The organism is Pseudomonas sp. ASL3 (assembly GCF_056680425.1).
Map to the genome: position 1 here is coordinate 1,983,793 of NZ_CM155281.1, position 25,665 is coordinate 2,009,457.

The following is a 25,665-nucleotide window of genomic DNA, read 5'->3' on the forward strand; positions in this document are numbered from 1 at the left end:
GGCTTATGGCTCGGGCAGCAGTCGCAACGGCTGGGACGCAGGCGCTTGAAAAAGCACCGGTGCGCAGCGACAACGTAAAATACCTTGCGTCTGTTCCGGTCCAACCGATGCGTAGCGTGCAGGTCAAACCTACGCTCGCGCAGGTTTGGGGTACGCGCTTGACCAAGGTGGCGCTGCCCTGGCTATTGCCCGTGGCGCTGTTCAGCCTGTGGCACCTGGGTGCTAAACAAGGTTGGCTGTCGGCACAAGTCCTGCCGCCGCCCGAATTCATTTACCAAACCCTGGTGGAGTTGGCCACCAGTGGCGATTTATGGCTCAACACGGCGGCCAGCTTGCAACGGGTGCTGGTGGGTTTCGCCCTGGGGGCAAGCGTGGGGATTTTACTGGGCTTGGCGATGGGACTGTCGCGCACCGTCGAAGATTATTTGTTGCCCACGTTCAATGCCATTGTACAAATCCCGGTGCTGGGCTGGCTGCCGTTTGCGCTGCTGGTGTTTGGCATCGGCGAACCCCTCAAGTATGTGCTAATCGCCAAGGCCGCGCTGGTGCCGGTGACCCTGTGCAGCCTCCAGGCTTTCCATCAGGCCCCCAAAAACCTGTTGGAAGTGGGTCGGGTATTCGGTTTTTCCCGTCGGCAAGTCGTGACCGATATCATTCTGCCTGCTGCGGTGCCGACCCTTTTCACCGGCTTACGTCTGGGTTTCACCAAAGCGTGGCTGTCTTTGGTGGTCGTCGAACTGGTGGCCTCCAGCGAGGGCTTGGGTTACCTGATTGTCTACGGTCGCCAGCTATTTCAGCTGGACTTGGTGATGGCTGCGGTAGTGGTAGTCGGGGGGATTGGTTTGCTGATTGATCGTGGTTTTGACCTCGTCGAAAAACGCCTGATTCGGGGTCGGTCGCCGGTCTTGAGAAGTCTGTCATGACTGCCTTGGTGACACGTCGCTGGCTAACCGGTCGGCGTTATCGCGGCTGGGTGCTGCCCATCGTGATTATCGCCGTCTGGTGGATCGCGTCGAGTCAGGGTTGGAGCCAATCGGGATTATTGGTAGCGCCAGGCAAAGTCGCCGTCACCGCTTGGGAGCAGATCAGTTCCGGGAATTTCTGGCGCGCGATCTCGGCGAGTCTGACGCGAAACCTTATCGGATTTTTCATCGGTACGCTGCTGGGTCTGGTTCTGGGCTGCCTGTTGGGCTTTTCGCAATTGTTCGAGCGATTGGTCGGCCCGAGTTTCAACACCTTCAAACAAATCTCGTTGTTTGCCTGGATCCCACTGATCTCCGTGTGGTTTGGCTTGGGCGACGTGGCCAAGGTGGTGTTTTTGTCCCTGGCGGCACTGGTGCCCGTGGTGGTCAACACCTGCGACGGGCTGCGCAACGTTTCGCCCAATTTGCTGGAGGTGGCGCGGGTGTACAAGTTTACGCGCTGGCAAGTCATTATTGGCGTCATGTTGCCGGCCGCCTTGCCGTCAATCTTTACCGGTATTTACCTGGCGCTGGTTTACTCATGGCTGGCGACCATCGGCGCTGAATACCTGCTGGTGTCGGGGGCGGGTATAGGCAATACCCTGATCGAGGGAAGCGAGCATTTCATGATGGACCTGGTGTTGTTCGGCATGGTGATCATCGGCCTTACCGGCTGGTCGCTCAATGCTCTGGCCCGCATGGCCGAACGACGTATGCAGCGCCTTTACGGCATAGCCCCGCGTTAATCAATGATTGCCCTGTTAACCCCTTGATTGAAGAGACCTTGCGATGCTCAGTAATAGCCTCACTTTAGAAAACATCAGCAAGCGTTTCCCCGCACGGCCAGGCAGCGACGTCCAACTGCAGGTACTGGCCGATATCCAGCTGGACATCGCGCCGGGGGAATTCATTAGCATTGTGGGCGCCAGCGGCTGTGGTAAATCGACTCTGTTGCGGTTGATCCTCGGGCTGGATGAAGAGTTTGACGGGCGCATTCTTCTCAATGGTGCACCCATCAACGGCACGGGGCTGGACCGGGGTATCGTGTTTCAGGATCACCGGCTTTTCCCCTGGCTCAGCGTCGAACAAAACATCGCGGTGGGGCTCAAGAATGCCCCCCTCACTGCCGCGCAGAAGCGCAGCACGGTACGAGAGCATATCAAGCTGGTGGGGTTGACCGACTTCACCGACTCCTATCCCCATCAGATATCAGGCGGGATGGCACAGCGGGTGGCGATCGCTCGCGGGCTGGTCAATCGTCCCAGCGTTCTGTTGCTCGATGAGCCTTTGGGCGCCCTTGATGCGCTGACCCGAGCGCGGCTACAAGGGGAGTTGCAGGATATCTGGGCCAAGGAAAAAATCACTATGATCCTGGTGACCCATGATGTGGATGAAGCAGTATTCCTGGGTGATCGGGTGGTGGTCATGCAGCCCAATCCGGGGCGGATCCGGCGCATCCTTGATGTGGATCTTGAGCGCCCGCGCAACCGAAGTGATTCCCGTTTCATCGCCCTTCGTGATGACGTACTCAGTGATTTTGCCGAAGACTCGGCGCATTGATATCACAGAAGGCGGCCCCTGCACGCCAGATGTGGCGACAAACGTCAGGGGCGCGTCTGCGGCCATGCCCCCGTCCAAATGATCCCTCAGCGCTCAGGGAAGTAGATCAAGCTATACCTATTTTCCATTGGGGCGGCGGCGGTGTGCCATTCACCGCAAAATCACCGACTATGCGGTCCTTGTAGATGCGTGGGTTGTGGGAGGTCAGTGTCCGGGCGTTGCGCCAGAAGCGATCCAGGCCTTGCGGGCGCAGGGTCGCAGAGGCACTCAGGGCATCGAACATGCGCGAACTCGCGTCCACGATCAGGTCGCTGACCACGGTTTGCGACTGGGCAATTTCCAGCTCGGCGATGATCACTGCCTTGTTCAGCGCTTCTACGTCGCCGCTGAGCCTTGCGTCATACGCGCGCTGAAGCGCTTCGGCGTTTTTCAGTACGATGGCACCAGCGCTATAAGCAGCGGCTCGCAGACTGCCAACCACCTGCAATACCTGTGGATCTTGGGCGACCCGTGATGCGTTGCCGTTGCTGAAGCTGCGGTTGCGATTGGCGACTGCCACGGCCACTTCACCGCTCAAGGCGCGACCAATACCGGCCAGGTTTGCCAGGTGGATGATTTGATAAAACGCGGGCGAGTATTGGAAGCGATCGGCATTATCCTGGATGTTGCGTGGGTCCACCGCGACGCCTCGGAAGTGTGCAGTGCCACTGGCGGTAAGGGTCTGGCCGAAACCATTCCAGTCATCGACCACCTCCACTCCCTCTGCATCGCGGCGCACGGTGGCTGACATGCGTTTACCTTCATAATCGCTGACGGCGACATCGACCCAGTCGCTGTACAAACAACCTGTGGTGTAGAACTTGGTGCCGTCGATGCGCCACTGCTCGCCATCCAGATACAGGCGCGAGTCCAATTGCGACTGCTGTGTTTGACCCACTTCGCCGGTCGCCGGGCCGACAGTTTCGCCACGTCCCAATCGCTCCAGCCAGACCTTGCGCCGCTCATCATCGTTACTGTTGAGCACATTCTCGGTAAACCCCAGATGGCCGCGCAACGCTTGCACGAGGTTGGAATCGGCTTCACCGAGTTCGATCAACAGGTTGGTGAGCTCAGGCAAGCTGACACCTGATCCACCGTAAGCGATGGGTACCCGTAGCGCGGTAAAACCCGACGCTTTGAGCAGTTGCAACTCTTGGACGGGCAGGCGACGCTCCTGCTCACGGGCTATCGCTCCTTCGCGCAAGGTGGCGAACAAGGGACGAAATCGTTCGGCCAGTTTTTCGTATTCAGGGGTCGGTCCCGAGCCCCAAGCAGCGTCTATTTGTGTCATGGTAATTGTCTCCTTGACGGTAATACCCGGCCAGCGGGAAGTTCGTAAGAGATCAGCGACGGCGTATCCCGTCGCCGAAAAATTCAAATGGCAATAGACAGTTCACGCCGCAACGTCGCGGGGTGAGCCGGATAAGGCAGCCCCAGGCGCTCACGCAAGGTCTTGCCCGGGTGGCCGCCGATGGGCACCAAACCTCGACGTTGTAACTCAGGCAGGATCAGCGCGATGAAGTCATCCAGCCCTTCGGGGTAAGTGGGCGGCAGAATGTTGAAGCCATCTGCGCCACGCCCTTCAAACCAGGCCTGTAGCTGATCGACTACTTCTACCGGCGACCCCACCAGCGTCCAGTGACCACGCGCGCCGGCCAATCGCAGGTACAGCTCGCGGATGCTCAGACCTTCGGCGGCTAACTTAATAATCAGTTGCTGGCGGCTTTTCGAGGCGTTAGTCACCGGTAGGTCCTTGGGCAACGGCCCGTCCAGCGGAAGGTGCGAGAGGTCGATACCCCCCAACAGGCTAGACAGCAGGTTCAATCCCACTTGTGGGTGCACCAGGTCTTGCAGGCGCTGATGCTTGGCATGTGCCTGAGCCGAGGTGGGTGCGGTGAAAATCGTCACGCCAGGCAAGATCTTAATGTGCTCAGGGTTGCGCCCTAATGCTGCGGCACGGGATTTGATATCGCTGTAAAACGCTTGGGCATCGGCCAGGCTTTGGTGGGCGGCGAAAATAGCTTCCGCTGAGGCCGCAGCCAGGGTGCGGCCGTCCTCGGAAGCGCCAGCCTGGACCAGCACGGGTTTACCTTGGGGGGAGCGCAACACGTTCAAAGGACCGCGCACGTTGAAATGCTCGCCCTGGTGATTGGCGAAGTGGCGCTTGTCGCGGTCGACGAACAGACCGTTGACCTTGTCCAGCAACAATGCGTCGTCCTCCCAGCTGTCCCATAGTTTGTCGACCACCTCATGGAATTCACGGGCTCGGCTGTAGCGGTCTGCATGGGCGGCCTGAGAGGCTTGGCTGGAGGTGCCGAAATTCTTCGCCGCGTCGGGATCGCTGCTGGTAACCAGATTCCAGCCGATCCGGCCGCCGCTGATTTGGTCCAGCGATGCGAACTGCCGGGCCAGATTGTAGGGTTCGCTGTAGCTGGTGCTGGCGGTTGCCACCAGACCGATGCGCGACGTTACCACTGCCAGGGCGGCTAGCAGCGTCAAGGGCTCAAAGCTCAGGCTTGGTGCGATCACCCGGTCAAAGGTCGGCGAATCAATGCCGCGAACAGACACGCTGTCCGCTAAAAACAAAGTGTCAAACCCGGCGGCTTCTGCCTTGCGAGCCAGGTCTACATAGTGATCCAGGCGAATCCCTGCATCGGCCTGTGAACCGCTATCACGCCAGGCGGCGAGGTGGTGGCCGGTAGCGCGCAGGAAGAGCCCGAGTTTGAGTGTGTCGGTACGTTGGGTCATAAGAGTGCTCCTTGGTTAACAGGCGACAGCGAAGGACAGGCCGCTGGCCAGGGGAGGAAGCGCCTGGCGGGCACCAGGAATCGCCGCCAACAGACGTTGGGTGTAAGCGTGTTGTGGGTCTTGCCACAGGGTTTTCGCCGTGGCCTGTTCGACGATGCGAGCGTCATGCATGACCAGTACTCGGTCGGCGAAGTAGCGCACCACTGACAGGTCGTGGGAGATGAACAGATAGGACAAATCGAAGGCTTCGCGCAGCTCCACCAGCAGGTTGAGAATCTGCGCCTGGGTGGATACGTCCAAGGCCGACACGGGCTCGTCGCAAATCACCAGGCGCGGTTTGACAATCAGCGCCCGGGCGATACCGATGCGCTGGCGCTGGCCGCCAGAAAATTGATGGGGCAGACGATCCAGGCTGCCATGTGCCAAGCCCACGGCATCGAGCATCGATTCCCGGGCGCGACGCCGTTGGCTGGGGTCTGTCTGGCCGTGCAAGCGCTGCACGCGGTCCAGAATAGTCTCGACACTGTGCCGCGGATTGAGCGCGGCGTAGGGATCTTGAAAGATCATCTGCAGTTGGCCGCGCCACAGCAGCTGCTCGGCAGGGGTGAGCGTTGCGATGTCCCGGCCGTCGAACTCAATGCGCCCCCGGCGGGGCGTCAGTAATCTCAGCAGCGCTTTGCTCAAGGTTGACTTGCCGCAACCTGACTCACCGACCAGCCCCACGGTCTCGCGCTCGCCGATGTGAAAGGACAATTGGCTGAGAACGTTGCGCTCGCCATAGCTCAGGGTCAGGTCTTCGACCCGCAACAGCGGCGGCGTGTCCCGAGGTGCCGGACGCGGTGTCTTGCCGGGCGGGTACTCGGTACTGCTGACCTGGTAGCCGTTGGGCTGTCCAGACCTGCGCTTGACCTGAATCTCGGCCAGGCGATTATCCAGGTAGTGTTGCCCGTGGTCGCGACTCAGCGAGGCATTCAGTAAACCTCGGGTGTAGGGATGCTCGGGCCTGCGGAACAAGGCGGCGGTGGGCTGATGCTCCAGCGCTTGACCGTCGTGCATGATGATGACCCGGTCGGCCTGTTGTTCGACCACGCCTAAATCGTGGGTTATCAGCAGCAGGCCCATACGCAACTCGCGGCGCAAACGGTCGAGCAAGGCGAGGATCTGCGCCTGAACACAGACGTCCAGTGCGGTGGTCGGCTCATCGGCGATCAGCAGGCGTGGTTCGCATGCGATGGCCATGGCAATCATGACCCGTTGTCGTTGCCCCCCGGACAGATGCTGCGGGTATTCGCGCAAATGAGCGGCAGGGCGCGGCAACTGGACCAGACCGAACAATTCTTCGGCACGCTTGTAGGCCTGGCGGCGGGTCAGGTCAGTGTGTGCCAGCAATGTTTCGGTGAGTTGCTCGCCCAAGGTGAGCACCGGGTTCAGGCTCGACAGGGGGTCTTGAAAGACCATTGCCAATGCATTGCCCTGTAACTGGCGCATATTTCTCGGTGAGAGTTGCAGCAGGTCGCGGCCTTCGAACAGTGCCTGGCCCTGCATTTGGGCGTTGGGTGGCAGCAGTCTCAGTAATGCCAGGGCGGTCGTCGATTTACCGCATCCGGACTCACCGACCAACGCCAGGGTTTCCCCTGCCTCCAAGGTGAAATCCAGACCTTGTATAGCATCGACACCGTCGTAACTCACGCAAAGCCCGCGTACGTCGAGCAAGCTCATGGGATGTACCGACGAAGGCGCGGGTTGAGTGCGTCGTTGAGGCCGTCCCCCAACATATTGAGTGCCAGTACCACGAAAATAATCGCCAGGCCGGGCAGCGCGGTGAGGTACCAGGCACTGGCGATTTGCTCGCGACCACTGCCAATCATGCCGCCCCAACTCGGTTTATTGGGATCGCTCATTCCCAGAAACGCCAGGCCCGCTTCAATCAAAATCGCCGAGGCCACCAGGATCGATGCCGTCACGACTAAAGGAGCCAGGGCGTTAGGCAGAATTTCGCGCAGGATGATCGTGCGATTGTTGAAGCCTTGACTGCGCGCCGCGGTGACGAAATCAGCTTCGCGCAGGGTCCGAAACTCGGCTCGAATCATCCGCGCGACGGTGGGCCAAGACGATATACCGATGGCCAGGGCAATGATGTTAACCGTTGGGTTGCCGATGGCGACTATCACAATCACCAGCAAAAACGAGGGCACGGTTTGAAACACCTCGGTAATGCGCATCAACACATCGCCCAACCGGCCACCGTGGTAACCCGCCAATGCGCCGACAGCGACGCCAAGGGTCACGCTGAGCAGCGTCGCGCTGAAGGCAATCAACAATGACGCCCGCGCGCCATAGGCAAGGCTCGATGCCACGTCACGGCCCAGTGAGTCGGTGCCCAAGGGGTAAGCCGGGTCAGCGCCAGGCCAGAGCAACGGCGCGGCGACCATGTCCGTAGGGTCGCCGGGGAAGAAATGGTCAGCGCTCAGGGCTATTGCCAACGTCAGGATGAGGATGCCGGCCCCCGTCAGGACCGCTGGGTTGCGACGTAACGCACCCCATACGCTTTCACTGTGGCCGCGCCTGGTCGGCTTGATAGCAATGATCGACATCGAAAACTCACTCTTTAAAGAAGGGGTTTATTCCACTTGGATGCGTGGGTCGAGCCAGGCTTGCAACAGGTCCATGGACACGTTGACGAGTACCACCAACATTGAGGACAGCAGCAAAATACCGAGCAGCAGGTTGTAGTCCCGGGAGAGCACGGCATCGAGGGTCAAGCGGCCCAGCCCCGGCCAGCCGAACAAGGTCTCAGTGACGGCGGCGCCACCAAACAGCGCGGCGAAGTGCAACCCGGCCAGGGTGGTGACCGGCAGCAGCGCATTGCGCAACACGTGGCGCACGGCGATGCGCGTGGGGGTCAGGCCTTTGGCCCGGGCGGTGCGCACAAAATCCTGTCGCTGCACCTCCAACATTGAGGCGCGGGTCAGGCGTGCATAAAGCGCGATATAAAAAGTCGACAAGGTCAGCACAGGCAGCACGGTGTGCTTGAGCCGGTCCGTAAGCCAGGCCATACCGTGCAAATCCAGACCCAGGGTTTCAATGCCGTCGCTGGGCAGCCAACCCAAGGTGACCGAGAACAAAACGACGGCCATCAGACCGATCCAGAAACCGGGCGTCGAATACAGCACCAGCACCGCTAGCGACAGCAAACGGTCGGGCCAGCGTCCAACCCAGGTCGCCATCAGTACCCCCGCCGCGATACCGATGGTCAGCGCCAGGCCTAGAGCACCCACCATTAGCAGCAAGGTGTTGGGTAAACGGTCGAACACCAACTGAATGACCGGCATGTTGAAACGCGGTGAAACTCCCAGGTCCAGGTGCGCCAGATGCGTGAGGTAGGCGAGCAATTGCTGTCCCAGGTTCAGGTCCAACCCGAAGTGACTGCGCCACTGGGCCAAGGTCGCCTCGGTCGCCCCCCCGGACTCACTCGCCAGCACATCCACGGCGTCGCCGGGTATCAGCCGTAACAGCAGGAAGTTCAGTAACAGAATGCCAAAAACCGTCGGTATGGCTTGCCATAGGGTGCGTTTCGCCAAGCGCAAAACTCTCAGACGATCAACCATGAGCAATTGCTTCGCCGCCCAGACGGACGTCGGACAGGCTGCCATCCAGGCCATTGCCGTCGGTTTCGAACCCTGTGACCCGGGCGTTGAAGACCGTCACTTGTTGCTGCATGACCAGGGTAATTGAGGGCAGTTCCTCGATAACGATCTTCTGGAACGTCTTGAACAGATCACCACGCCGTTGCTCGTCGGTTTCCACTGCTGCTTGTTCCAGAAGGCGGTCGACCTCCGGGTTGTTGTAGTGGGTGCCATTGGAGAAAGGCACGCCTTTACGGAAGTTTTTTGACCAGAACAGCCGCTGCACGCCCACCGTGGGATCAAACATGGTGCCCAAGCCCACCACCGCGAAGTCGAAATCCCGATCGGTGTAGATGCGTTTGGTGTAGGTCGGAAAATCCTGCGAGCGCAGTTGGACATCAATACCGATACGGGCCAGTGCCGAGCGAATGTACACCGCCGTGCGGGCGTAACTGTCGCCATAGGGCAGGGGGTCGAGAATCAGGCTGAACCGGGCATTGCCTTTTTTGGGTAAGCCGGCCTGGTCCAGCAGCGCATTGGCCTTGGCGATGTCGAAGGGATAAGGGTCGGGACCGGTATAGTGGTACTGCGGGAAACTCTTGGGGATCGGCGACACGCTGACGTCGGCATAGCCGTAATAAACCACCTTCTTGATGACCTCGCGATCGATGGCGTGGGCGATAGCCTTGCGCACCTCGTGGCGTGACAGCAAGGGGTGATCGAGGTTGAACTCCAGCATCGTCGGGGTAACGCTATAGGCGTAGCCGCGAGTGGTGAATTTCAATTTTCCTGACTGGGTAATGCGTGCCAGATCGCTGAGCGGCACCGGGCTTTGGCCGCCCGCGTCCAGGCTGCCATTCTCGAACGCTGCCAGGCGTGACGCAGAATCGGGTGCAACCTTGAGGAACAATGTATCGACGGCGGGCAGGTCAACGCCCCAGTAATCGGGGTTGCGCTCGAACTCGATATAGCTTCCGCGTTGCCAGCTTTTGAAACGATAAGGGCCGGTGCCAATCGGGGCGTTGTTGTGCGGATTGCTCAGCGGATCACCGGTCTCATAAAGGTGCTTGGGCAGGATCGGTGTTTCGCCACCGGCAAAGCCACGAATCAGATAGGGCGCCGGTTTAGCCAGGCGCACCACCGCCGTGTATTGATCGGGCGTATCGACTGCCAGCAGGTTGGCAAAGGTACTGCCGCCGCGAGGGTGATAGCGTTTGATCAGATCCAGAGAAAACGCCACGTCCGCTGAGGTGAAGGGTTGGCCGTCATGCCATTTCACACCTTGGCGCAAATCAAAGCGGTAACTCAGGCCATCGGCGGCAACATTCCAGGCAACGGCCAGCCCAGGCTGGGGTGTCAGGCTTTCATCGTATCGAAGCAGACCTTCCAGGACTTTGCTGCTGGCCGTAATCGTCGTTCCTGCCGTGGTGTTGAACGAGCTCAACGACGGCGGCTCCGGGTTGACCAGCAGGTTGAAAATACGGCGGCCTGTTGCGGCTTCTGCGCTGGCTGCCGCGAGGGCGCTGGGCAAAAACGGCACGCTTGCGCCCAACAGTGGCAGGGCAGACAAACCGACGAGCAATTGGCGTCGTGAGAAAGGCATGAGGGGGCATCCTTGAGAAATGATCAGTGGCGCAAACCGGCTTGATATAACAGTGGTAAGACACGCTCTCCGAACTGCTCGAGGTCGGGGACGAAATCGAAGAAGCTCAACTGTATGCCGTCGATGCCGGCCTGCTTGAGGCGAAGAATGTCGCGCACAACGGTGTGGGGGCTGCCAACCAACTGGATGTTGCCGCCGACGTATCGCTGGGCCGCTTGATGGCCCCGCCAGGCATGGGCATCACTGGCTTCGCGGGTATGTCCGGCCAGCGCACCGGGGTCGCCCGCAGCGGTAATGGCTTCGTGCACCTCCCAGGCTTCGGCATCGCTGTCGCGGCAAATCACCAGCGGATTGATCAACGTACGTATTTGACGACCGTAGCCTAGAGCGGCCTGTTTGATACGCTGCAAATGCTCGGGGAGCTTGGCCAGCGCGTCTTCAATCTCAGCGCTGCCGGGGCTTGTGGTGAAGACGATGTCCGAGTGCCTGGCCGCAAAATCGATGCCTGCCGTGGATCCGGTGGCATTGACCAGTACCGGGCGGCCAAACAGCGGTTTAACGCTGCTGTAGGCTTCTTCGAGACGGTAGTGATCACCGTTGAAATCTACGTTCTCGTTGCTGCCCCACAATTGCTGCACCACCCGAATGAACTCGTCGGCCTGTTGGTAGCGCTGGTCATGCTCAATCGGGCCTTGGCCGAAGCGCCGGTGCTCGCGGTGACGGTGGCCGGTCACCAGGTTTAAGCCCCAGCGACCTTTGCTGATGTGATCCAGCGTGGCGCCGAATTTGGCCAGGTGCAGTGGATGCCACGGGCCATACAGCACGTGCAGCGTTGAGATCAACATGATGCGCTCGGTCACCGATGCCAGTGCGGCTTGGGTAATGAACGCGTCAAGGGATTCGTCATGATAACGAATGTCGCCCCCATAGCCGCCCTTGCCCAGCCATTCGGCAAGCGCAAACACCAAATCAAAGCCGAGGGCTTCTGCGCGCAAGGTTAATTGCTTGTTGTAGTCGAAAGTCCAGTCCGTCCCCCGAGGCAGCGCTGAAGGACTCCATCCTCCGGCTTGGATTGGCAGAAACAAGCCAAGCATTAGAGGTTGGGAAAACGCGCGTGATAAAGGGCTGTCGGGAAAATCGAGGGGCGAGGGTAGGGACGGCAAGGCGAACACTCCGACGTTCAATTACGTAAGAGAGTAGGTGCAATGTATGTGCCGTTAATGGTGTGTCGTGAATAAGTTACGGGAGGGTGGGGTTAAACCAGTGCGTTATTAATCTGTCGCGCTGAAAGTGTTGTACTGCAACAATACAGTGTGTGTAATTACTGTTGGTCAGGCAACACTTCAGTGATGAGCATGGGGGCGCTGACTCATGAGAAAGTAGCGTGCGAGCATCGCTGATGGCCGTGGTAGAGGCCTTGAAGGTTTTTTTTGGTTATATGCTTAGTTCGAGCATTGGCGTAGCGTTAGCTGAAAATGTTATAGCAATAATATAACTTGATATTGACTGGGTTTGGCGGCGTTTATTATTGTCGTGGCCTGCTGCTGTTCGGCGCGTCTGCGAGGGTAGTACTCCTGATGGTTTTTTTGCGCTGGTTCCGACATAGGTGGCGGCGTTTAGTTTAAGGGGTGCTTACATTAAATAGCCTGGCGCGCTCTATTTATCACGTTAAATCAATCACGTTAAACAACAGGAGCTGCCATGAGCGCTATTGAATACCGTCCTTTAGGTCGCCACGGCATTAAAGTGTCGCCGTTGACCTTGGGCTCCATGATGTTCGGTGGGCAAACCAGCGAAGAAGTGGCCAAGCGTATCGCCGACAAGGCGTTTGATCGTATCCGATCCATAAAGTACACCTACCGATAGATGCGCTTTGTGTTTACCGTGGCATATCTGGCGAGCAGTTCCATGGCAATAGCGCTTCGTAGTCGGCCACCGACTGCGCATGCGGCAGTCGTTCCAGTACGTGGCGCAGCCACGTATAGGGCTCCTGGCCGTTGACCTTGGCGGTCTCGACCAGGCTGTAGATCTGGGCACTGGCGGTCGCGCCTTTGGGCGTATCGCTGAACAACCAAGCCTTGCGCCCGATCACAAACGGTTTTATTGCACGCTCCGCCGGGTTGTTGTCGATCGGTAAAAAACCAGCCTCCACGTAGCGCTCCAGCCGGCTCCAGTTGTTGGCCAGATAATTCACGGCCTTGCCCAGCACGCTTTGTGGCGTCACCTGCGACTGCGTTTTTTCCAGCCAGCCTTTCAACTGGGCCAGGATCGGTAGGCTCTTTTCCTGACGCCCAGTAAAACACTGCTCATCACTGCTGTCCTTGAGTTCACGCTCGATGCCGTACAGCTTGTTGATCATCGTCAGTGCTATATCGGCGCGGCCCGTCTTGCCTTTGGGCTGTACTTTTTGTGCGTCGACGAACTTACGTCGCACATGGGCCATGCACGCCAGCCGTTCAACACCGGGTTGCAACGCCAACGCGTTATAACCTGCGTAATCGTCGGTCATCACGTAGCCGCGATAACTTTCCAGCAGCCGCAGCGGTACTTCCTGCGCACGGCTGGAGGTGTAGTCGAACAGCACGACTTTTCGATCCGGCGGCCCACTGGCCTGTACCCACATCCAGGATTGGCTGGTCGGGTCGCGATCCGGTTCTTTAAGTACCTGGACGCGGGTTTCATCGCAGTGGATGACCGGGCTTTCCAGCAACCGGTCGCGCATCAAATTCAGCAACGGTTGCAAGTGCTCGCCGCACTGGATAATCCAGCGTGCCAAGGTCTGACGCGGGATATCGATACCGTGTCGACTCAACACCGTCTCGAAACGATGCAGCGGCAAGCCATCGACATACTTGGTGGTCAATAGCATCGCCAACACGCTCGGACTGGCCATGCTTTTTTCAATCAACTGAGCGGGTTTGTCAGCGGTGACCGGAGCCGTTTCACAACCGCGACAGCCGTAGACTTTGCGGATGTGTTTGATGACCCGGATCTGCATCGGCACGATGTCCAACTGCTCGCTGGTTTCTTCGCCAATGGTGTGTTTGCGGCAACCGCAGGCACAGGTCAGTTCGTGTTCGGGCAGTTCGTGGATGACTTCGATACGCGGCAGATCAGCCGATAGTGGCTTGCGTTTGCCACGGCGCTTAGTCGGTGCAACGACTTCTTCTTCCTCGGCGTCATCGAAGACAGGCATCGGCTCGCTTTCGGGTTCGTTGAACAAGGCCAATTGCGGTGTGTTGGGCTCAACCGTTTGCTCGGACTTACGACCAAATATACGGTCACGCAGCAACTTGATCTGTTCTTTCAGATCAACGATATGAGTCTCGTAAGCCTCTTTGACTTCTTGATCACGCGCGCGCGCTTCGTACGTATCAAGCAGCATCTGCTTGAGAAGCACTGGGTCATCAGGAAGGTTGTCGGGCATGGATGGCATGCCCTGGATTATACCCGTCAGGCGACAAATCTTGGAGTCAAAACCTGATGTGGACGATTACGCCACAGGTCAAAACCGTCGAGTAACCAGTTCAGCTCCTGGACGGTCAATACGATGGCCTCGTCGGTGGCATCGGGCGAAGTTTTAAAACGTTCGGATTCCAGGCGTTTGAGCCAAAGGCAGAAGCCGTTGCGCTCCCAGTAGAGGATTTTCACTCGATTACGGTGGCGATTCAGAAAGACGAAAAGCACCGGGTCGAACACGGCCACCTTGATATCCAGTTCGACCAGAGCGGCGAGGCCATCGATGGACTTTCGGAAGTCCACGGCCTTGGGGTAGAGGTACACTTTTTCGACTTTGGCGTCGGGGCGCATCATTGTGGCTGGCTCCAGAGATGAATCGGGAGCACAGCATTCGGGATCCGATGGCAGCTTTGAATGTGGGGTTCATGGATCCCTTACGTTTGATCAGGGTATTAACTTCATTGATACCGCAAATGGCTACAACGGCGGGGTTTCTGAAGAAGTGGTAGGGCGCTTGATAAGCGCACGGCGTCAGCAGTGGGTGTTGGCTACCAAATTCGTCAATCCTAATCCGGGTGGCGCGGGGCCCAACAACCATGGTGCGTCGCGGCTCAATGTCATTCAGTCGGTGGACGCCAGCCTTAAACGCCTGAACACCGATTACATCGATCTGTTTTATTTGCACCGTGAAGATCCCCACACCCCGGTGGAGGAAACTGTTCGAGCCCTGTCGGACCTGATACGTGCCGGCAAGATTCAGGCTTACGGGCTGTCGAATCATCGTGGCTGGAAGTTGGCTGAATTTAGTCGCGCCGCTGATGTACTGGGCGTTGAGCGTCCCACAGCCAGCCAACCGCTGTACAACCTGGCCAATCGACAAATCGAAATCGAGCATTTGCCTGCCGCCGATTACTACGGGATTGGTGTGGTCTCTTACAGCCCACTCGCACGCGGCGTACTGACCGGCAAATACCTCCCGGACCAGCCGGTGCCGGAAAACACTCGTGCCGGTCGTAAGGATGCACGTCTGCAGCAAACCGAGTGGCGACCCGAGTCGCTCAATCTGGCGCAGCGCATCAAAGACCATGCGCAGGCACAGGGTATTACCAGCGGCCAGTTCGCGTTGGCTTGGGTACTGAATAATCGCCTGATCACCTCAACCATCGCCGGCCCTCGTACCGAAGAGCAATGGGACGATTACCTGCCCGCGCTGGAGTACAGCTTCACCGCCGAGGACGAAGCCTTCGTCAATGATCTGGTGGTGACAGGTCACTCCTCGACGCCGGGTTACAACGACCCGAGTCATCCGTTTTTTGGACGTCAATCGCGGGTGTGAGCCCGGATTATTCGACGTAATGTCTACATCACTGGGCAGGTTTTTCGGCTGTCACGAAAGGAAAGGTCAGAATGCAAGAGCGTAACAGCCGAAGAGCGTTCATCAAGCAGGTCGCGTTACTAGGGGTCGCAGGGGCAGCGGGGCTGATTTTGCCGGGCTGCGACAAGCCGGCTAAAACACTCGCCGGCGCGCCGGCGGTGCTTAACAATCGCGCCGACCAAGTGGTGAGTTTCAAGTACCCAGACAACCCTTCGTTTGACCTGGTGTACCTCGCAGATTCGCTGGGCTATTTCGAAGGGACGCGTACGCGACCTAATTACATCGGGCGCATTGCGGCACCGCAAATCATCCCTCTGGTGGGTACCGGCGAGATTGATTTCGGCTCGCGTATGGTGCCGCTGGTGATTTCCGCCATTGCCAGTGGCCTGGATCTCAAAGTCGTTGCCGCGGGTGGCAAGACTCTGGAAGAAGCGCCACACATGAAGTATTTCGTGCGCGCCAATTCAGGGATATTCACTCCCAAGGACATGGAAGGCAAAACCGTAGGCTTCAACAGTTTTGGGGCCTGCGCCGAATTCGTCACCAAAAAATACCTGCGCGAGCACCAAGTCGACGTCGACAAAATCAACTGGGTGGTGATCCCCGATAACCAGGCGGAGCAAACCCTGGCCACCGGCAACATCGATATCGCAATCATCCATCCGCCTGCCTCAGGCGGAGCGGAGCACAACCCTGAACTGCGTAAGCTGTGGAGCGATTACGACCTGGACAGAGGCCTCGGTGGTATGTCGCCTTACAGCGTCTACGGCAAATTCAGCCGGGAAAACCCCGAAGCTACCCGCGATTTCGTCGTGGCGATTGCCAAGGCAGCGAACTGGGCGAATGCCAATCCCGACCCCGCGCGCAAGCTAGTGTCCGAGCGTATCGGCACCCGGCTCGAACTGGTCGAGCGCTACGCCTATGTTGACGATCTGGTCATCACCGAGCCGCCGATTCAGTACTACATCGACATCCTGGAGAACGAAGGAAAGCTGCAACGCGGCGCTATATCCGTCAAGGACGTCTACACCAATGACTTCAACCCGCTTGCCAAGGGTCACGTCTGATGAAGGAGGCGCCAGCACATAAAATCGCTGCCTCGGGCGTGCACATGGAATACCAGGCACAGGATGAAGCCGGGCGCAGCGAGCGGGTGGTGGTTCTGGAAGACTTCGATTTACAGGTGCGTGAAGGTGAGTTCCTGTCCATTCTCGGACCATCGGGTTGTGGAAAATCCACTTTTCTTAACATCCTCGCAGGGCTGGCGAAGAAAACCGGCGGCGTGCTGGACATTGATGGCAAAACCTTGCCGGGCATTAACCGCAATCAAGGGGTGGTGTTTCAGGGTTATGCATTGTTGCCGTGGCGGTCGGTGCTCGACAACATTGCGGTGGGGCTGGAAATTCGCGGGGTGGCAAAAACCGAGCGGCTGGAAAAAGCCCGCGAGTACCTGGATTTGGTGGGACTCACAGGATTCGCTTCGCGTTATCCCCATGAGCTGTCGGGCGGTATGCGCCAGCGAGTGGCCATTGCTCGTGCGCTGGCGTATGAGCCGGACGTCTTGCTGATGGACGAACCTTTTGCGGCCCTGGACGCGCAAACCCGAGAGACGCTGCAAGACGAGTTACTGCGGATCTGGGACCTGCACAAGAAAACCATTGTGTTTATCACCCACAGCCTGGACGAGGCGATTTTCCTTTCGGACCGGGTCGCGGTCATGACCCCGCGCCCAGGGCGGGTCAAGGAAATTATCGACATCAACCTGGAGCGCCCCCGATTGCCGGAACTGCGCAACAGCCACGCGTTTGTGCAGTTGCGTCAGCGGGCGTGGACATCGTTGCGAGAGGCGATGGGCAGCACAGTCGCCGATGATCAAGGCATTGATGAACGAACCCTGCGTGAGAGTTGGCAACAGGTCGCGCAGCGCGGCGGCTACCGGATAGGGGTGTGACCATGAGTTGGAATACAGCTTCGCGCAGGGTGATCGACAGCTCACTGGGCATCCTGGTTTTTCTCGCGCTATGGGAAGCGTTACCGCGTTTGGGATGGGTCAATCCAGGGTATTTGAGTCCACCCTCGGCGGTACTGGCGGCCATTGCGGACATGGCAAGGTCCGGCGTGTTGTTCAAGCATTTACAGGCGAGCCTGATTCGTTCCCTGGCGGGCTTGGCCTTGGCGATCATTAGTGGGGTCACGCTAGGTTTGCTGATGGGCTGGTTCGCCCGGTTGGAACGGGTGCTCGACCCGCTATTGCAGTTCTTTCGGCAAACCTCGGCGCTGGCGCTTTTCCCAGTATTTATCCTGTTTCTGGGAATCGGAGAGATGTCGAAGGTGGCGATCATCTTCTGGGCATCCTTTTGGCCAATCCTGTTGAGCACCATTAGCGGCGTCAAGCAGGTGGACAGCTTGCTGATCAATTCAGCGTTGTCTATGGGGGCTAATCGTCGCTTTCTGTTTCTGAAAATCGTCTTGCCGTCCGCGTCGCCCTCGATTTTTACCGGGGCCCGTTTAGCGGGCGCCTATAGCATCACCGCGTTGGTGGCTGCAGAGATGATTGGCGCGCACTCGGGGCTGGGCTTTTTGACGCTCAACTCCCAAGAGGTATTCCAGATTCCGAGCATGTACGCCGGGATCTTGTTGCTGGCGGTGGTGGGCCTATTGCTCAATTTCCTGCTGGCGCTGTTGGAGCGGCGCTTCACGCGCTGGCGTCGTGGGCTCAAACATGCGGGGTGATTCCGAGCGGTCAGTTGCCCGAGGCTGGGCATGCTATAGATTGGCGATCCTGGCCTGTGGAGCGGGTGTATGGTTGCTCTGGCTGTTCTGGGAACTACTGGTGTTTGACCCCGCCACGCAGCCCGCCGGGCCGGTATTGGAGCAAGCCCGGCAAAAGCAGGTGTTACGCATTGCCGTGCGTAGTTACCCGCGACCGACGTTCAGTAACGCCGCCATGGTGTCCGAACCTGACGAAATGGACCGTGAGCTGGCAACTTCATTGGGTCGTTATCTGGGTATTGCGGTACATCTGACGGCATTACCGACGGGGGATATCGCGCTCTTTTTGCTCAAAGGCGAAGTGGACGCGGTGATCGTTGGTAGTCTCGAGGTCCCCGGTCTGATCAATCAACGCGCGGCGCTCACCGAACTGCCCGTTTCCTACCGCGTCGGGGCGTTAGTGGCATTGCGTAACGACTCGCGGTCGGCTGGGTCAAGGGTGAGCGGCCAGGCAGTATGCGTTGCATTCGGTAGTCCTTGGGCGGCCGCTTTGCAGCGTCAAGGAGCCAATCTCAAGACCTACCCTTCAAGCATCCGCGCGACAACCGCGTTCATCGCCGGTGACTGCGGGTTGCTCGCGGATGAGCGCACCGTGCTCAAAAGCCTGCTCCAACAACCCGACTGGCGATTTTATCGGATGTTGCCAGAAACTCTCGACGCCAGCGCCGATGCTCAGGTGTACCTGGCACAGCCAGATCGAAAAAGCCTGAAGTTGGTGCAAGCGGGGTTGCGCGATTGGCAGGAACGAGGCGGGCAGGCGAGGGCATGGGGCCTACGCAGCAACGCGATCATGCTCGACAGTTTGAAGATCAGCGATGGGTTGGTGTGTCATTAATGTGCAGGTTCAGGCAAGGGCGGAGATCAGCAAATTGTTCTAAAAAATAATTTATAAATAATTTCCAGAAATTAGCTTAAGGGTTTTTGTTATTCGATTAAGGAATAAATAAATCATTATATATTCCTTTTGTTATTGGTTCATGAGGTGCATTTTGGACGCCTGCACATCAGTGCGGATTTGCCCAACATCAGACAGGAAGCCTCATCATGACCATCAAAGCGATCAACGTCCGGAACCAGTTCAAGGGCGTCGTCAAGGAAATACTGGAAGGCCCTGTAGTCTCCGAAATCGATGTGCAAACTGCCTCCGGAATTGTTACCTCAGTAATTACCACCCGTTCAGTGCGCGATCTTGAATTGAAAGTAGGTAGCGAGGTCATTGCGTTCGTCAAATCCACCGAGGTCTCGATCGCCAAGCTCTGAAATTGCCGGGTTCAAGGCTTGAACCTGAAGACCTGTGGCTTCGACGTTTTTTGCCCGCATTCGGTCGTGCAAATGTCGAGGCCGTTCATTTCTGCTAGCGCATGCTGAAACCGGAATAACCATAGAATTATATGATTCTTTAATAATTTTCTATCGTTAATATAATAAATACTGATTTATTTTTCGGCCTTCGAACCTCGCCGGGCGCAGCACTGCTGACCCGATTTTTTCGCTCAGTCTCTCCGATCTAACCCATACCAAGGTCTTTCATGAAGTTGAAAAAACTCATCGTCGCCGCCAGTCTGCTATTCGCTACTGCGGGGGCTCATGCACAGCAAGCCATCGATATCAGTTACCAGCGTTCCTCGACGCTATGGATTCTGCTCAAGCAAAATGGCCAACTGCAAGAGCGTCTGAAACCCTTGGGCTTCACCGTCAACTGGCATGAATTCAGCACCGGCCTGCTCAGTTCCCTGAACGCTGGCAGTGTCGATCTACATGCCGATGTGGCCGACGCTTTCGCGTTGTTCACCCAGGCTGCCGATGCACCGCTGACCTACTACGCGCGGGAGAATTCGTCGTCCAGCGCGCAAGCAATCATCGTTCAGGAAAATTCACCGATCCATAGCGTCGCCGATCTGAAAGGCAAGACCGTGGCGGTCTCAAAAGGCTCGGGCAGCAACTACCTGTTGATTTCGGCGTTGAAAAAAGCCGGACTGACGCTCGCCGATATCACGCCTCGTTACCTGGAAGCGCCGGATGGCGGGGCTGCGTTTGCCAGCGGCAACGTGGATGCCTGGGCCATCTGGGATCCGTTCCTGGCGACTCAACAGTTGGATCATCACGTGCGTGTGCTGGCGGACGGCAAGGATGGGGTGGCCGATTACAACCGTTTCTATCTGGCAACCACGAAGTTCGCCAAGGCGCATCCGGATGTGTTGCAAGTTACCTTCGATACCCTGCGCGAGACCGGGCAGTGGGTCAAAGCGCATCCGAAAGAGGCCGCACAAACTCTCGGGCCGCTGTGGGGCAACATCCCGCCTGCCACGGTCGAGTTGGCTAACTCCCGCCGCAGTTACGACATCGTGCCGGTCAAGGTCGACGACCTGGCCGAACAGCAACGCATCGCCGACACCTACTACGCGGCGAAGCTGATTCCCAAGCCAATGAACGTGTCCGACATCGCTGTCTGGGCGCCAAAGGCCAAGTAACAAACCGCGTTTATCACTTGGGAGAACTGCATGGCTCGTCAAATTCACCTGTCCGCGTTTTTGCTGACCGGACCGGTCATCCACAGCCACGCGGTGTGGCGTCACCCGGAAACGGTCGGCAATTACCTCGATCCCGAGTACTACGCACGCGTCGCCAACGTGGTGGAGGAGGGGCTGTTCGACTTCCTGTTCTTCGCCGATCGCCTGGCTGTTGGTGACCAGATGGGCGGCTCCCGCGATCTGGCGTTGCGCTATGGCGCGCAAGACGCGACACGCCTGGACCCCTTGCCGATCCTGTCTTATTTGATCGGTCAGACCCGCAAGCTGGGTCTTGGTGCAACCCGTTCCACGACCTACTACGAACCCGCGCATATCGCCCGGGAATTCGCGACCCTCGATCACCTGTCCAAGGGCCGTGCAGCGTGGAACATCGTCACCTCGATGAACGACAGCGAAGGGCGCCTGTTCGGCAAGGAAAAGCACCTTGAGCACGACCTGCGTTACGACCGCGCCGATGAGTTCGTCGAAGTGGCCTTGAAGTTGTGGCGCAGTTGGGGCCCCGATGCGCTCAAGCTGGACCGCGAAAGCGGGGTGCTGGCCGATCCGTCGAAAATCCAGTCGGTGCAGCACAGTGGTGAGTGGTTCAAGGTCGAAGGACCGCTGAATATTCCGCGCACGCCACAAGGGCGACCGGTGCTGATTCAGGCAGGATCGTCCGGTCGCGGTCGGCGTTTCGGTGCGCGCTGGGCCGAGGCGATCTTCACCATTCATCCGCATTTGAACGCAATGCGCGCTTTCCGCGAGGACGTGCGTGCGCAGGTGGTGCAACAGGGCCGCGACGCGGATAACTGCAAGGTGCTGACGGCGGTCATGCCATTCATTGGCGGCACTGAAGCCGAAGCACGCGCCAAGCGTGATCAGCACAACGCGCTGGCACGTCCCGAGCTGGGGCTGGTCACGCTGGCCTCGCAACTCAATGTCGACCTGTCGCCGTTCCCGTTGTCCGCGACCCTGGCCGAGATCGCCCAATCGCCGCTGATTCATCCCGCCGCTGCAGAAAAGCTGCTGATGCAGGGCGCCGACACCACGTTGGAACAACTGGGCCGCATTTTCGCCAGCAGCGTTCGCGTGCCACAACTGGTGGGTACCGGTGCGCAGATCGCCGATCAACTGGCCGACCTGTTCCTCGGCGAAGGCTGCGATGGCTTTGTGATCTCTCCGGGTTATCTGCCGGGATCATTCAGCGAATTCGTCGAAAGCGTGACTCCGCATCTGCAACGCAAAGGGCTGTTCCGCAGCGCTTACGAAGGTTCGACCTTGCGTGAGCATTTAGGCCTCGCCGAATTGAAAGACTGACCACCTCCATGACCAAAGGGATACTTGAATGGCTGTTTATGATCGTTTGACCCGTCGACACCTCTTGGGTCTGGCCGGCTTCGCCTTGGCGGCCCCGCTGTTGATGTCTTTGCCGCGTACCAGCCGGGCTGCCGATGAGCATGCCGGACATGCTGTCGAGCCCGGCGCTGAACCCGCTGGCACAGGCGAGTTCATCGCGCTGGACAAACCGCGTGCGTTGAAGCTGGCGGTCAATCTCAACGCGGTGTGCCTGGCGCCTGTCGTCATTGCTCATGGGCAGGGCTTCTTCAAGAAGCACAACCTCGATGTCGAGCTGGTCAACTTTGGCAACTCCACCGAGGTCCTGCTCGAAGCCATCGCCACCGGCAAGGCCGATGCGGGAGTGGGCATGGCGTTGCGCTGGCTGAAGGCGCTGGAGCAGGGCTTCGACGTCAAACTCACCGCCGGTACGCATGGCGGTTGCCTGCGCTTGCTCAGTGCGGTCAACAGCGACGTACATAAACTCGAAGACCTCAAAGGCAAAGCCATCGGCGTCACCGACATGGCCAGCCCGGACCGCAACTTCTTCTCAATCCTGCTGAAAAAACACGGCATTGATCCCGTGCGTGATGTGGAATGGCGGCTGTATTCGGCGGACCTGCTTGGCACGGCGCTGGAGCGTGGCGAAGTCCAGGCGGTAAGCGGCAGTGACCCGTTCATGTACCGCTTGATCAAGTCGGGTAAAGCGCAGGAGCTGTCCAGTAATTTGGTCGAGGAGTACGCCAACCTCAGCTGCTGCGTGGTCGGTGTCACCGGCAAATTGGTGCGTGAGGACAAGCGTGTGGCAGCAGCCCTGACCCAGGCGATTCTCGAAGCCCACGATTATTCGGTCCAGCATCCGGAGGCCGTGGCCAAGGGCTTCCAGACCTACGCCTTGAACACGTCCACCGAAGAAGTTCAGGCGATCCTGCATGACCATACCCACGGCCACCATGCCGTGGGCTCGGTGCTGACCAAAGAAATCACCACTTACGTCAGCGATCTGCAAACCGTGGAAGTCATTCGCCAGAGCACCAACGCCAGCGAGTTCGCCAAGGAGATCACTGCCGATGTCTTCAGCTGAGGTTTCAACGCTGGCCAGGCCGCTGTCGCGCCGGGCCTTTGAGGTCTGGCGACAAGGCGCGGTGGCGGTGATGGTGTGGGTGGCGGTCGCGCTATTGATCAGCTACGTACCCAATGCCACGCGCAACTGGCCGATGACCCAGGGTTTGGCGAACTTGTGCCTGGCGGTGGCGGCACTGATCGTCTTGCTGGGCATCGTCGGTCACTGGTCGGCGAAGGTCGCTACCCGTATCCGTCTGGCGAGCGCCTGGCTGATCGCGTTGCCGATTTTGTTGGGCATATGGGAACTGGTCACCGCCAAGCTGGGGCTTCTGCCAGTGCCATTTTTCGCGCCACCGCAAGCGCTGCTTGATGTATACGTCGAAGATTGGCCTCGACTGGCCGACAGCTTGTTGCATTCGGCACTGTTGCTGGGTGCTGGCGTGGCGCTTGGCGCAGCGACCGGTTTTGTCGCGGGGGTTGCCATCGGTTGGTCAAGCAGTATCGGCTACTGGCTGCATCCGATACTGCGCATTCTCGGTCCGGTGCCTTCGACGGCGTTGTTGCCGCTGTGCTTCTTCCTGTTTCCCACCAGTTGGAGTGCCAGTGTGTTCTTGATCGCCCTCGCGACCTGGTTTCCGGTGACAGTGCTGACCTGGTCCGGCGTTGCCAGTGTCGATAAAGCTTATTACGACGTGGCGCGGACCTTGGGCGCGAAACAGAGTTTTCTGATTTTCAAAGTGGCAATTCCCGCGGCGTTGCCCCATGTGTTCGTCGGTTTGTTCATGGGGCTTGGCGCCTCGTTTTCGACGCTGGTGGTGGCGGAAATGATGGGCGTCAAATCCGGCATCGGTTGGTACTTGCAATGGGCTCAGGGCTGGGCGGCCTACGCCAATATGTACGCGGCACTGTTGATCATGGCGCTGGCCTGCTCAGGTCTGATTTCCGGGCTGTTCCTGATCCGTGATCGGTTGTTGGCCTGGCAAAAAGGAGCGATGAAATGGTAGGGCAGGCACACACATCGGCAGCCCCTGTTTCAGCGGGGCTGGCGCTGCGCATTGACAACCTGAGTCACGGTTTTGCTCTGGACGGTCAGCGGTTACCAGTACTGGAGCGGGTGTCCCTTGACGTGGCACCCGGCGAATTCGTAGCGTTGCTCGGGCCTTCGGGCTGCGGAAAGTCCACGCTATTGCGTCTGGTGGCAGGACTGGAACCCGCGGATTCCGGCACCTTGCTGGCCGATGGCGCGCCAATTACCGGCCCGGATCCGAGTCGGGTCGTGGTGTTCCAGGACCCAACCCTGTACCCGTGGCGGCGAGTGAGGGACAACGTTGCCCTTGGTCTGGAAGCCCAGGGCATCCTCAAAACCCATTCCGGCAAGGTCGATGCGGCGCTGGAAAAAGTCGGTCTCAGTCAATTCGCCCGAGCTTATCCACGCCAATTGTCAGGCGGCATGGCCCAGCGTGTGGCGTTGGCTCGAGCGTTGGTCAACGAACCGCGTTTGCTGATCCTTGACGAGCCATTGGGTAAGCTGGATTCGTTGACCCGCATCACCATGCAGAAGGAACTGATCGACTTGTGGCAACGCCAGGGCTACACCGCACTGCTGGTCACCCACGATGTCGAAGAAGCCTTGTTACTGGCCAATCGGGTGATCGTTTTCAGTGATCGACCGGCAGCGATCAAGGCGCAACTGACCATCGAGCGGCCTTATCCGCGTCATCGCGACGACCCCTATCTGGTGGACCTGCGACGGCAGATCATGGGCCTGTTGGGGTTGGGGGAGAGCTGGTAGTCAATCCTGCGAGCCTTGTATTCGACGACTCACTCAATGCTGCGTTGAGCCCTGTAGTCTTGAGTCATTCTGACCCTTTCAAAAAATGAGGATCCCATGCAACCGTTGTTTACCGCCTCTGATGCCGAGTTCCACAGCGTTCGTTTCGTTCTAACCGACATGGATGAAACCCTGACTTACCAGGGCCGTTTGGCAGCCGCCACCTACAGTGCCCTGGAGCGCTTGCAAGCGCATGGCATCCGCGTTATTCCGGTCACGGCAGCACCCGCCGGGTGGTGCGATCAGATGGCTCGGATGTGGCCGGTGGATGGGGTGATTGGGGAAAATGGAGGATTGTTTTTCCAACGCTCGGTCGACGGGCATGAACTGCGTCGGCATTTCTGGCACTCCGATGCCGAGCAGGCCAAGGTGTCGAGTCGACTGCAGGCCATCGCTCGACAAGTTCAAGACCGGGTGCCCGAAGCGATACTGGCCAGCGATCAGCCGTACAGGTTGACGAGTCTGGCTTTTTCCCTGCCGGAACACCCGGAGGCTCTGCAGGCGATAGTGGAGGCTTTGGGCGAAGCGGGGGCCGATGTAACCGTCAACAATCTGTGGATCCTGGGTTGGCTTGGCGGCTATGACAAGCTGAGTATGTCCCGACGCATTCTGGCTGAGGTTTATGGCCTGGATATCAATGAGAACCGTGATGCGGTTCTGTATTCCGGCGACTCGACCAACGATGCACCGATGTTCGATTTCTTCCGCCACACAGTGGGTGTAAGTACCGTGCGCAAATACTTGCCACAGCTATCGACACCGCCAGCCTGGATCACTGAA

General features: G+C 58.5%; 23 protein-coding genes and 2 pseudogenes. 16 read left to right on the forward strand and 9 right to left on the reverse strand.

Annotated elements, in window-relative coordinates; genetic code table 11:
* Positions 1-5: 5 nt before the first annotated feature.
* From AC1MEE_RS09070 to AC1MEE_RS09080, 3 genes are read left to right on the forward strand one after another with little or no spacing between them, the layout of a single operon-like run.
* Positions 6-923: an ABC transporter permease gene (locus AC1MEE_RS09070; protein WP_480415003.1), complete on the forward strand. Its 918-nt coding sequence runs from the start codon at positions 6-8 to the stop codon at positions 921-923.
* Positions 920-1,708 carry an ABC transporter permease gene (locus AC1MEE_RS09075; RefSeq protein WP_480415004.1) on the forward strand — a complete coding sequence of 263 codons (789 nt, stop codon included), beginning with the start codon at positions 920-922 and terminating at the stop codon, positions 1,706-1,708. The genes AC1MEE_RS09070 and AC1MEE_RS09075 overlap by 4 nt, the downstream gene beginning before the upstream one ends.
* A 43-nt stretch (positions 1,709-1,751) precedes the next feature.
* Positions 1,752-2,522 carry an ABC transporter ATP-binding protein gene (locus AC1MEE_RS09080; RefSeq protein WP_480415006.1) on the forward strand — a complete coding sequence of 257 codons (771 nt, stop codon included), beginning with the start codon at positions 1,752-1,754 and terminating at the stop codon, positions 2,520-2,522.
* Positions 2,523-2,628: 106 nt separating this feature from the next.
* Here the strand turns inward: AC1MEE_RS09080 and AC1MEE_RS09085 are convergent, their stop codons facing one another.
* From AC1MEE_RS09085 to AC1MEE_RS09115, 7 genes are all read right to left on the reverse strand, one after another.
* Positions 2,629-3,852, reverse strand: a complete 1,224-nt coding sequence (locus tag AC1MEE_RS09085; protein ID WP_480415007.1) for an acyl-CoA dehydrogenase family protein — start codon at positions 3,850-3,852, stop codon at positions 2,629-2,631.
* Between the two features lie 83 nt (positions 3,853-3,935).
* Positions 3,936-5,309, reverse strand: a complete 1,374-nt coding sequence (locus AC1MEE_RS09090; RefSeq protein ID WP_480415009.1) for an LLM class flavin-dependent oxidoreductase — start codon at positions 5,307-5,309, stop codon at positions 3,936-3,938.
* Positions 5,310-5,324: 15 nt separating this feature from the next.
* Entirely contained in the window at positions 5,325-7,028 is a 1,704-nt protein-coding gene (locus tag AC1MEE_RS09095) for a dipeptide ABC transporter ATP-binding protein (protein ID WP_480415011.1), read from the reverse strand.
* Positions 7,025-7,903, reverse strand: coding sequence for an ABC transporter permease (locus tag AC1MEE_RS09100; protein ID WP_480415012.1), 879 nt, complete (start codon positions 7,901-7,903; stop codon positions 7,025-7,027). Before AC1MEE_RS09100 ends, AC1MEE_RS09095 begins: the two co-directional genes overlap by 4 nt.
* A gap of 27 nt (positions 7,904-7,930) precedes the next feature.
* Positions 7,931-8,917, reverse strand: coding sequence for an ABC transporter permease (locus AC1MEE_RS09105; protein ID WP_480415013.1), 987 nt, complete (start codon positions 8,915-8,917; stop codon positions 7,931-7,933).
* Positions 8,910-10,538, reverse strand: coding sequence for an ABC transporter substrate-binding protein (locus tag AC1MEE_RS09110; protein ID WP_480415014.1), 1,629 nt, complete (start codon positions 10,536-10,538; stop codon positions 8,910-8,912). Before AC1MEE_RS09110 ends, AC1MEE_RS09105 begins: the two co-directional genes overlap by 8 nt.
* A 23-nt stretch (positions 10,539-10,561) precedes the next feature.
* Positions 10,562-11,710, reverse strand: coding sequence for an LLM class flavin-dependent oxidoreductase (locus AC1MEE_RS09115; protein ID WP_480415015.1), 1,149 nt, complete (start codon positions 11,708-11,710; stop codon positions 10,562-10,564).
* Between the two features lie 529 nt (positions 11,711-12,239).
* Between AC1MEE_RS09115 and AC1MEE_RS09120 the strand changes: the two are divergent.
* Positions 12,240-12,374: pseudogene (locus AC1MEE_RS09120) on the forward strand (aldo/keto reductase); the annotation flags it as partial.
* 43 nt (positions 12,375-12,417) lie between these two features.
* Here the strand turns inward: AC1MEE_RS09120 and tnpC are convergent.
* Together tnpC and tnpB are read right to left on the reverse strand one after the other, a co-directional pair.
* Positions 12,418-13,974 (reverse strand): IS66 family transposase, encoded by a 1,557-nt coding sequence (gene tnpC, locus AC1MEE_RS09125; RefSeq protein ID WP_480413559.1) that lies wholly within the window; start codon positions 13,972-13,974, stop codon positions 12,418-12,420.
* Between the two features lie 17 nt (positions 13,975-13,991).
* A complete protein-coding gene (tnpB, locus tag AC1MEE_RS09130) occupies positions 13,992-14,351 on the reverse strand; it encodes an IS66 family insertion sequence element accessory protein TnpB (protein ID WP_240050551.1) in 360 nt (119 codons plus the stop codon).
* 1 nt (position 14,352) lies between these two features.
* Between tnpB and AC1MEE_RS09135 the strand changes: the two genes are divergently transcribed.
* The 12 genes and pseudogenes from AC1MEE_RS09135 to AC1MEE_RS09190 all read left to right on the forward strand — a co-directional run.
* Positions 14,353-15,333, forward strand: a complete 981-nt coding sequence (locus AC1MEE_RS09135; RefSeq protein ID WP_480415016.1) for an aldo/keto reductase — start codon at positions 14,353-14,355, stop codon at positions 15,331-15,333.
* Positions 15,334-15,404: 71 nt separating this feature from the next.
* Positions 15,405-16,439, forward strand: coding sequence for an ABC transporter substrate-binding protein (locus AC1MEE_RS09140; protein ID WP_480415018.1), 1,035 nt, complete (start codon positions 15,405-15,407; stop codon positions 16,437-16,439).
* 44 nt (positions 16,440-16,483) lie between these two features.
* Positions 16,484-17,323 carry an ABC transporter ATP-binding protein gene (locus tag AC1MEE_RS09145; protein WP_480415019.1) on the forward strand — a complete coding sequence of 280 codons (840 nt, stop codon included), beginning with the start codon at positions 16,484-16,486 and terminating at the stop codon, positions 17,321-17,323.
* Positions 17,324-17,325: 2 nt separating this feature from the next.
* Positions 17,326-18,105 carry an ABC transporter permease gene (locus AC1MEE_RS09150; protein ID WP_480415020.1) on the forward strand — a complete coding sequence of 260 codons (780 nt, stop codon included), beginning with the start codon at positions 17,326-17,328 and terminating at the stop codon, positions 18,103-18,105.
* The gene (locus AC1MEE_RS09155) at positions 18,095-18,979 is read left to right on the forward strand and encodes an ABC transporter substrate-binding protein (RefSeq protein WP_480415021.1); all 885 of its coding nucleotides are present in this window, start codon (positions 18,095-18,097) and stop codon (positions 18,977-18,979) included. The genes AC1MEE_RS09150 and AC1MEE_RS09155 overlap by 11 nt, the downstream gene beginning before the upstream one ends.
* A 209-nt stretch (positions 18,980-19,188) precedes the next feature.
* A complete protein-coding gene (locus AC1MEE_RS09160) occupies positions 19,189-19,404 on the forward strand; it encodes a TOBE domain-containing protein (protein WP_480415022.1) in 216 nt (71 codons plus the stop codon).
* Positions 19,405-19,673: 269 nt separating this feature from the next.
* Entirely contained in the window at positions 19,674-20,615 is a 942-nt protein-coding gene (locus AC1MEE_RS09165) for an aliphatic sulfonate ABC transporter substrate-binding protein (protein WP_480415024.1), read from the forward strand.
* Positions 20,616-20,645: 30 nt separating this feature from the next.
* Positions 20,646-21,971, forward strand: a complete 1,326-nt coding sequence (locus tag AC1MEE_RS09170) for an LLM class flavin-dependent oxidoreductase (protein ID WP_480415025.1) — start codon at positions 20,646-20,648, stop codon at positions 21,969-21,971.
* Positions 21,972-21,999: 28 nt separating this feature from the next.
* Positions 22,000-23,073 carry an ABC transporter substrate-binding protein gene (locus tag AC1MEE_RS09175; protein WP_480415027.1) on the forward strand — a complete coding sequence of 358 codons (1,074 nt, stop codon included), beginning with the start codon at positions 22,000-22,002 and terminating at the stop codon, positions 23,071-23,073.
* Positions 23,060-24,058 (forward strand): ABC transporter permease, encoded by a 999-nt coding sequence (locus AC1MEE_RS09180; RefSeq protein ID WP_480415029.1) that lies wholly within the window; start codon positions 23,060-23,062, stop codon positions 24,056-24,058. The genes AC1MEE_RS09175 and AC1MEE_RS09180 overlap by 14 nt, the downstream gene beginning before the upstream one ends.
* Positions 24,052-24,846, forward strand: a complete 795-nt coding sequence (locus tag AC1MEE_RS09185) for an ABC transporter ATP-binding protein (RefSeq protein WP_480415030.1) — start codon at positions 24,052-24,054, stop codon at positions 24,844-24,846. The genes AC1MEE_RS09180 and AC1MEE_RS09185 overlap by 7 nt, the downstream gene beginning before the upstream one ends.
* Before the next feature lie 159 nt (positions 24,847-25,005).
* Positions 25,006-25,596, forward strand: a pseudogene (locus AC1MEE_RS09190) (HAD-IIB family hydrolase); the annotation flags it as partial.
* Positions 25,597-25,665: the final 69 nt, after the last annotated feature.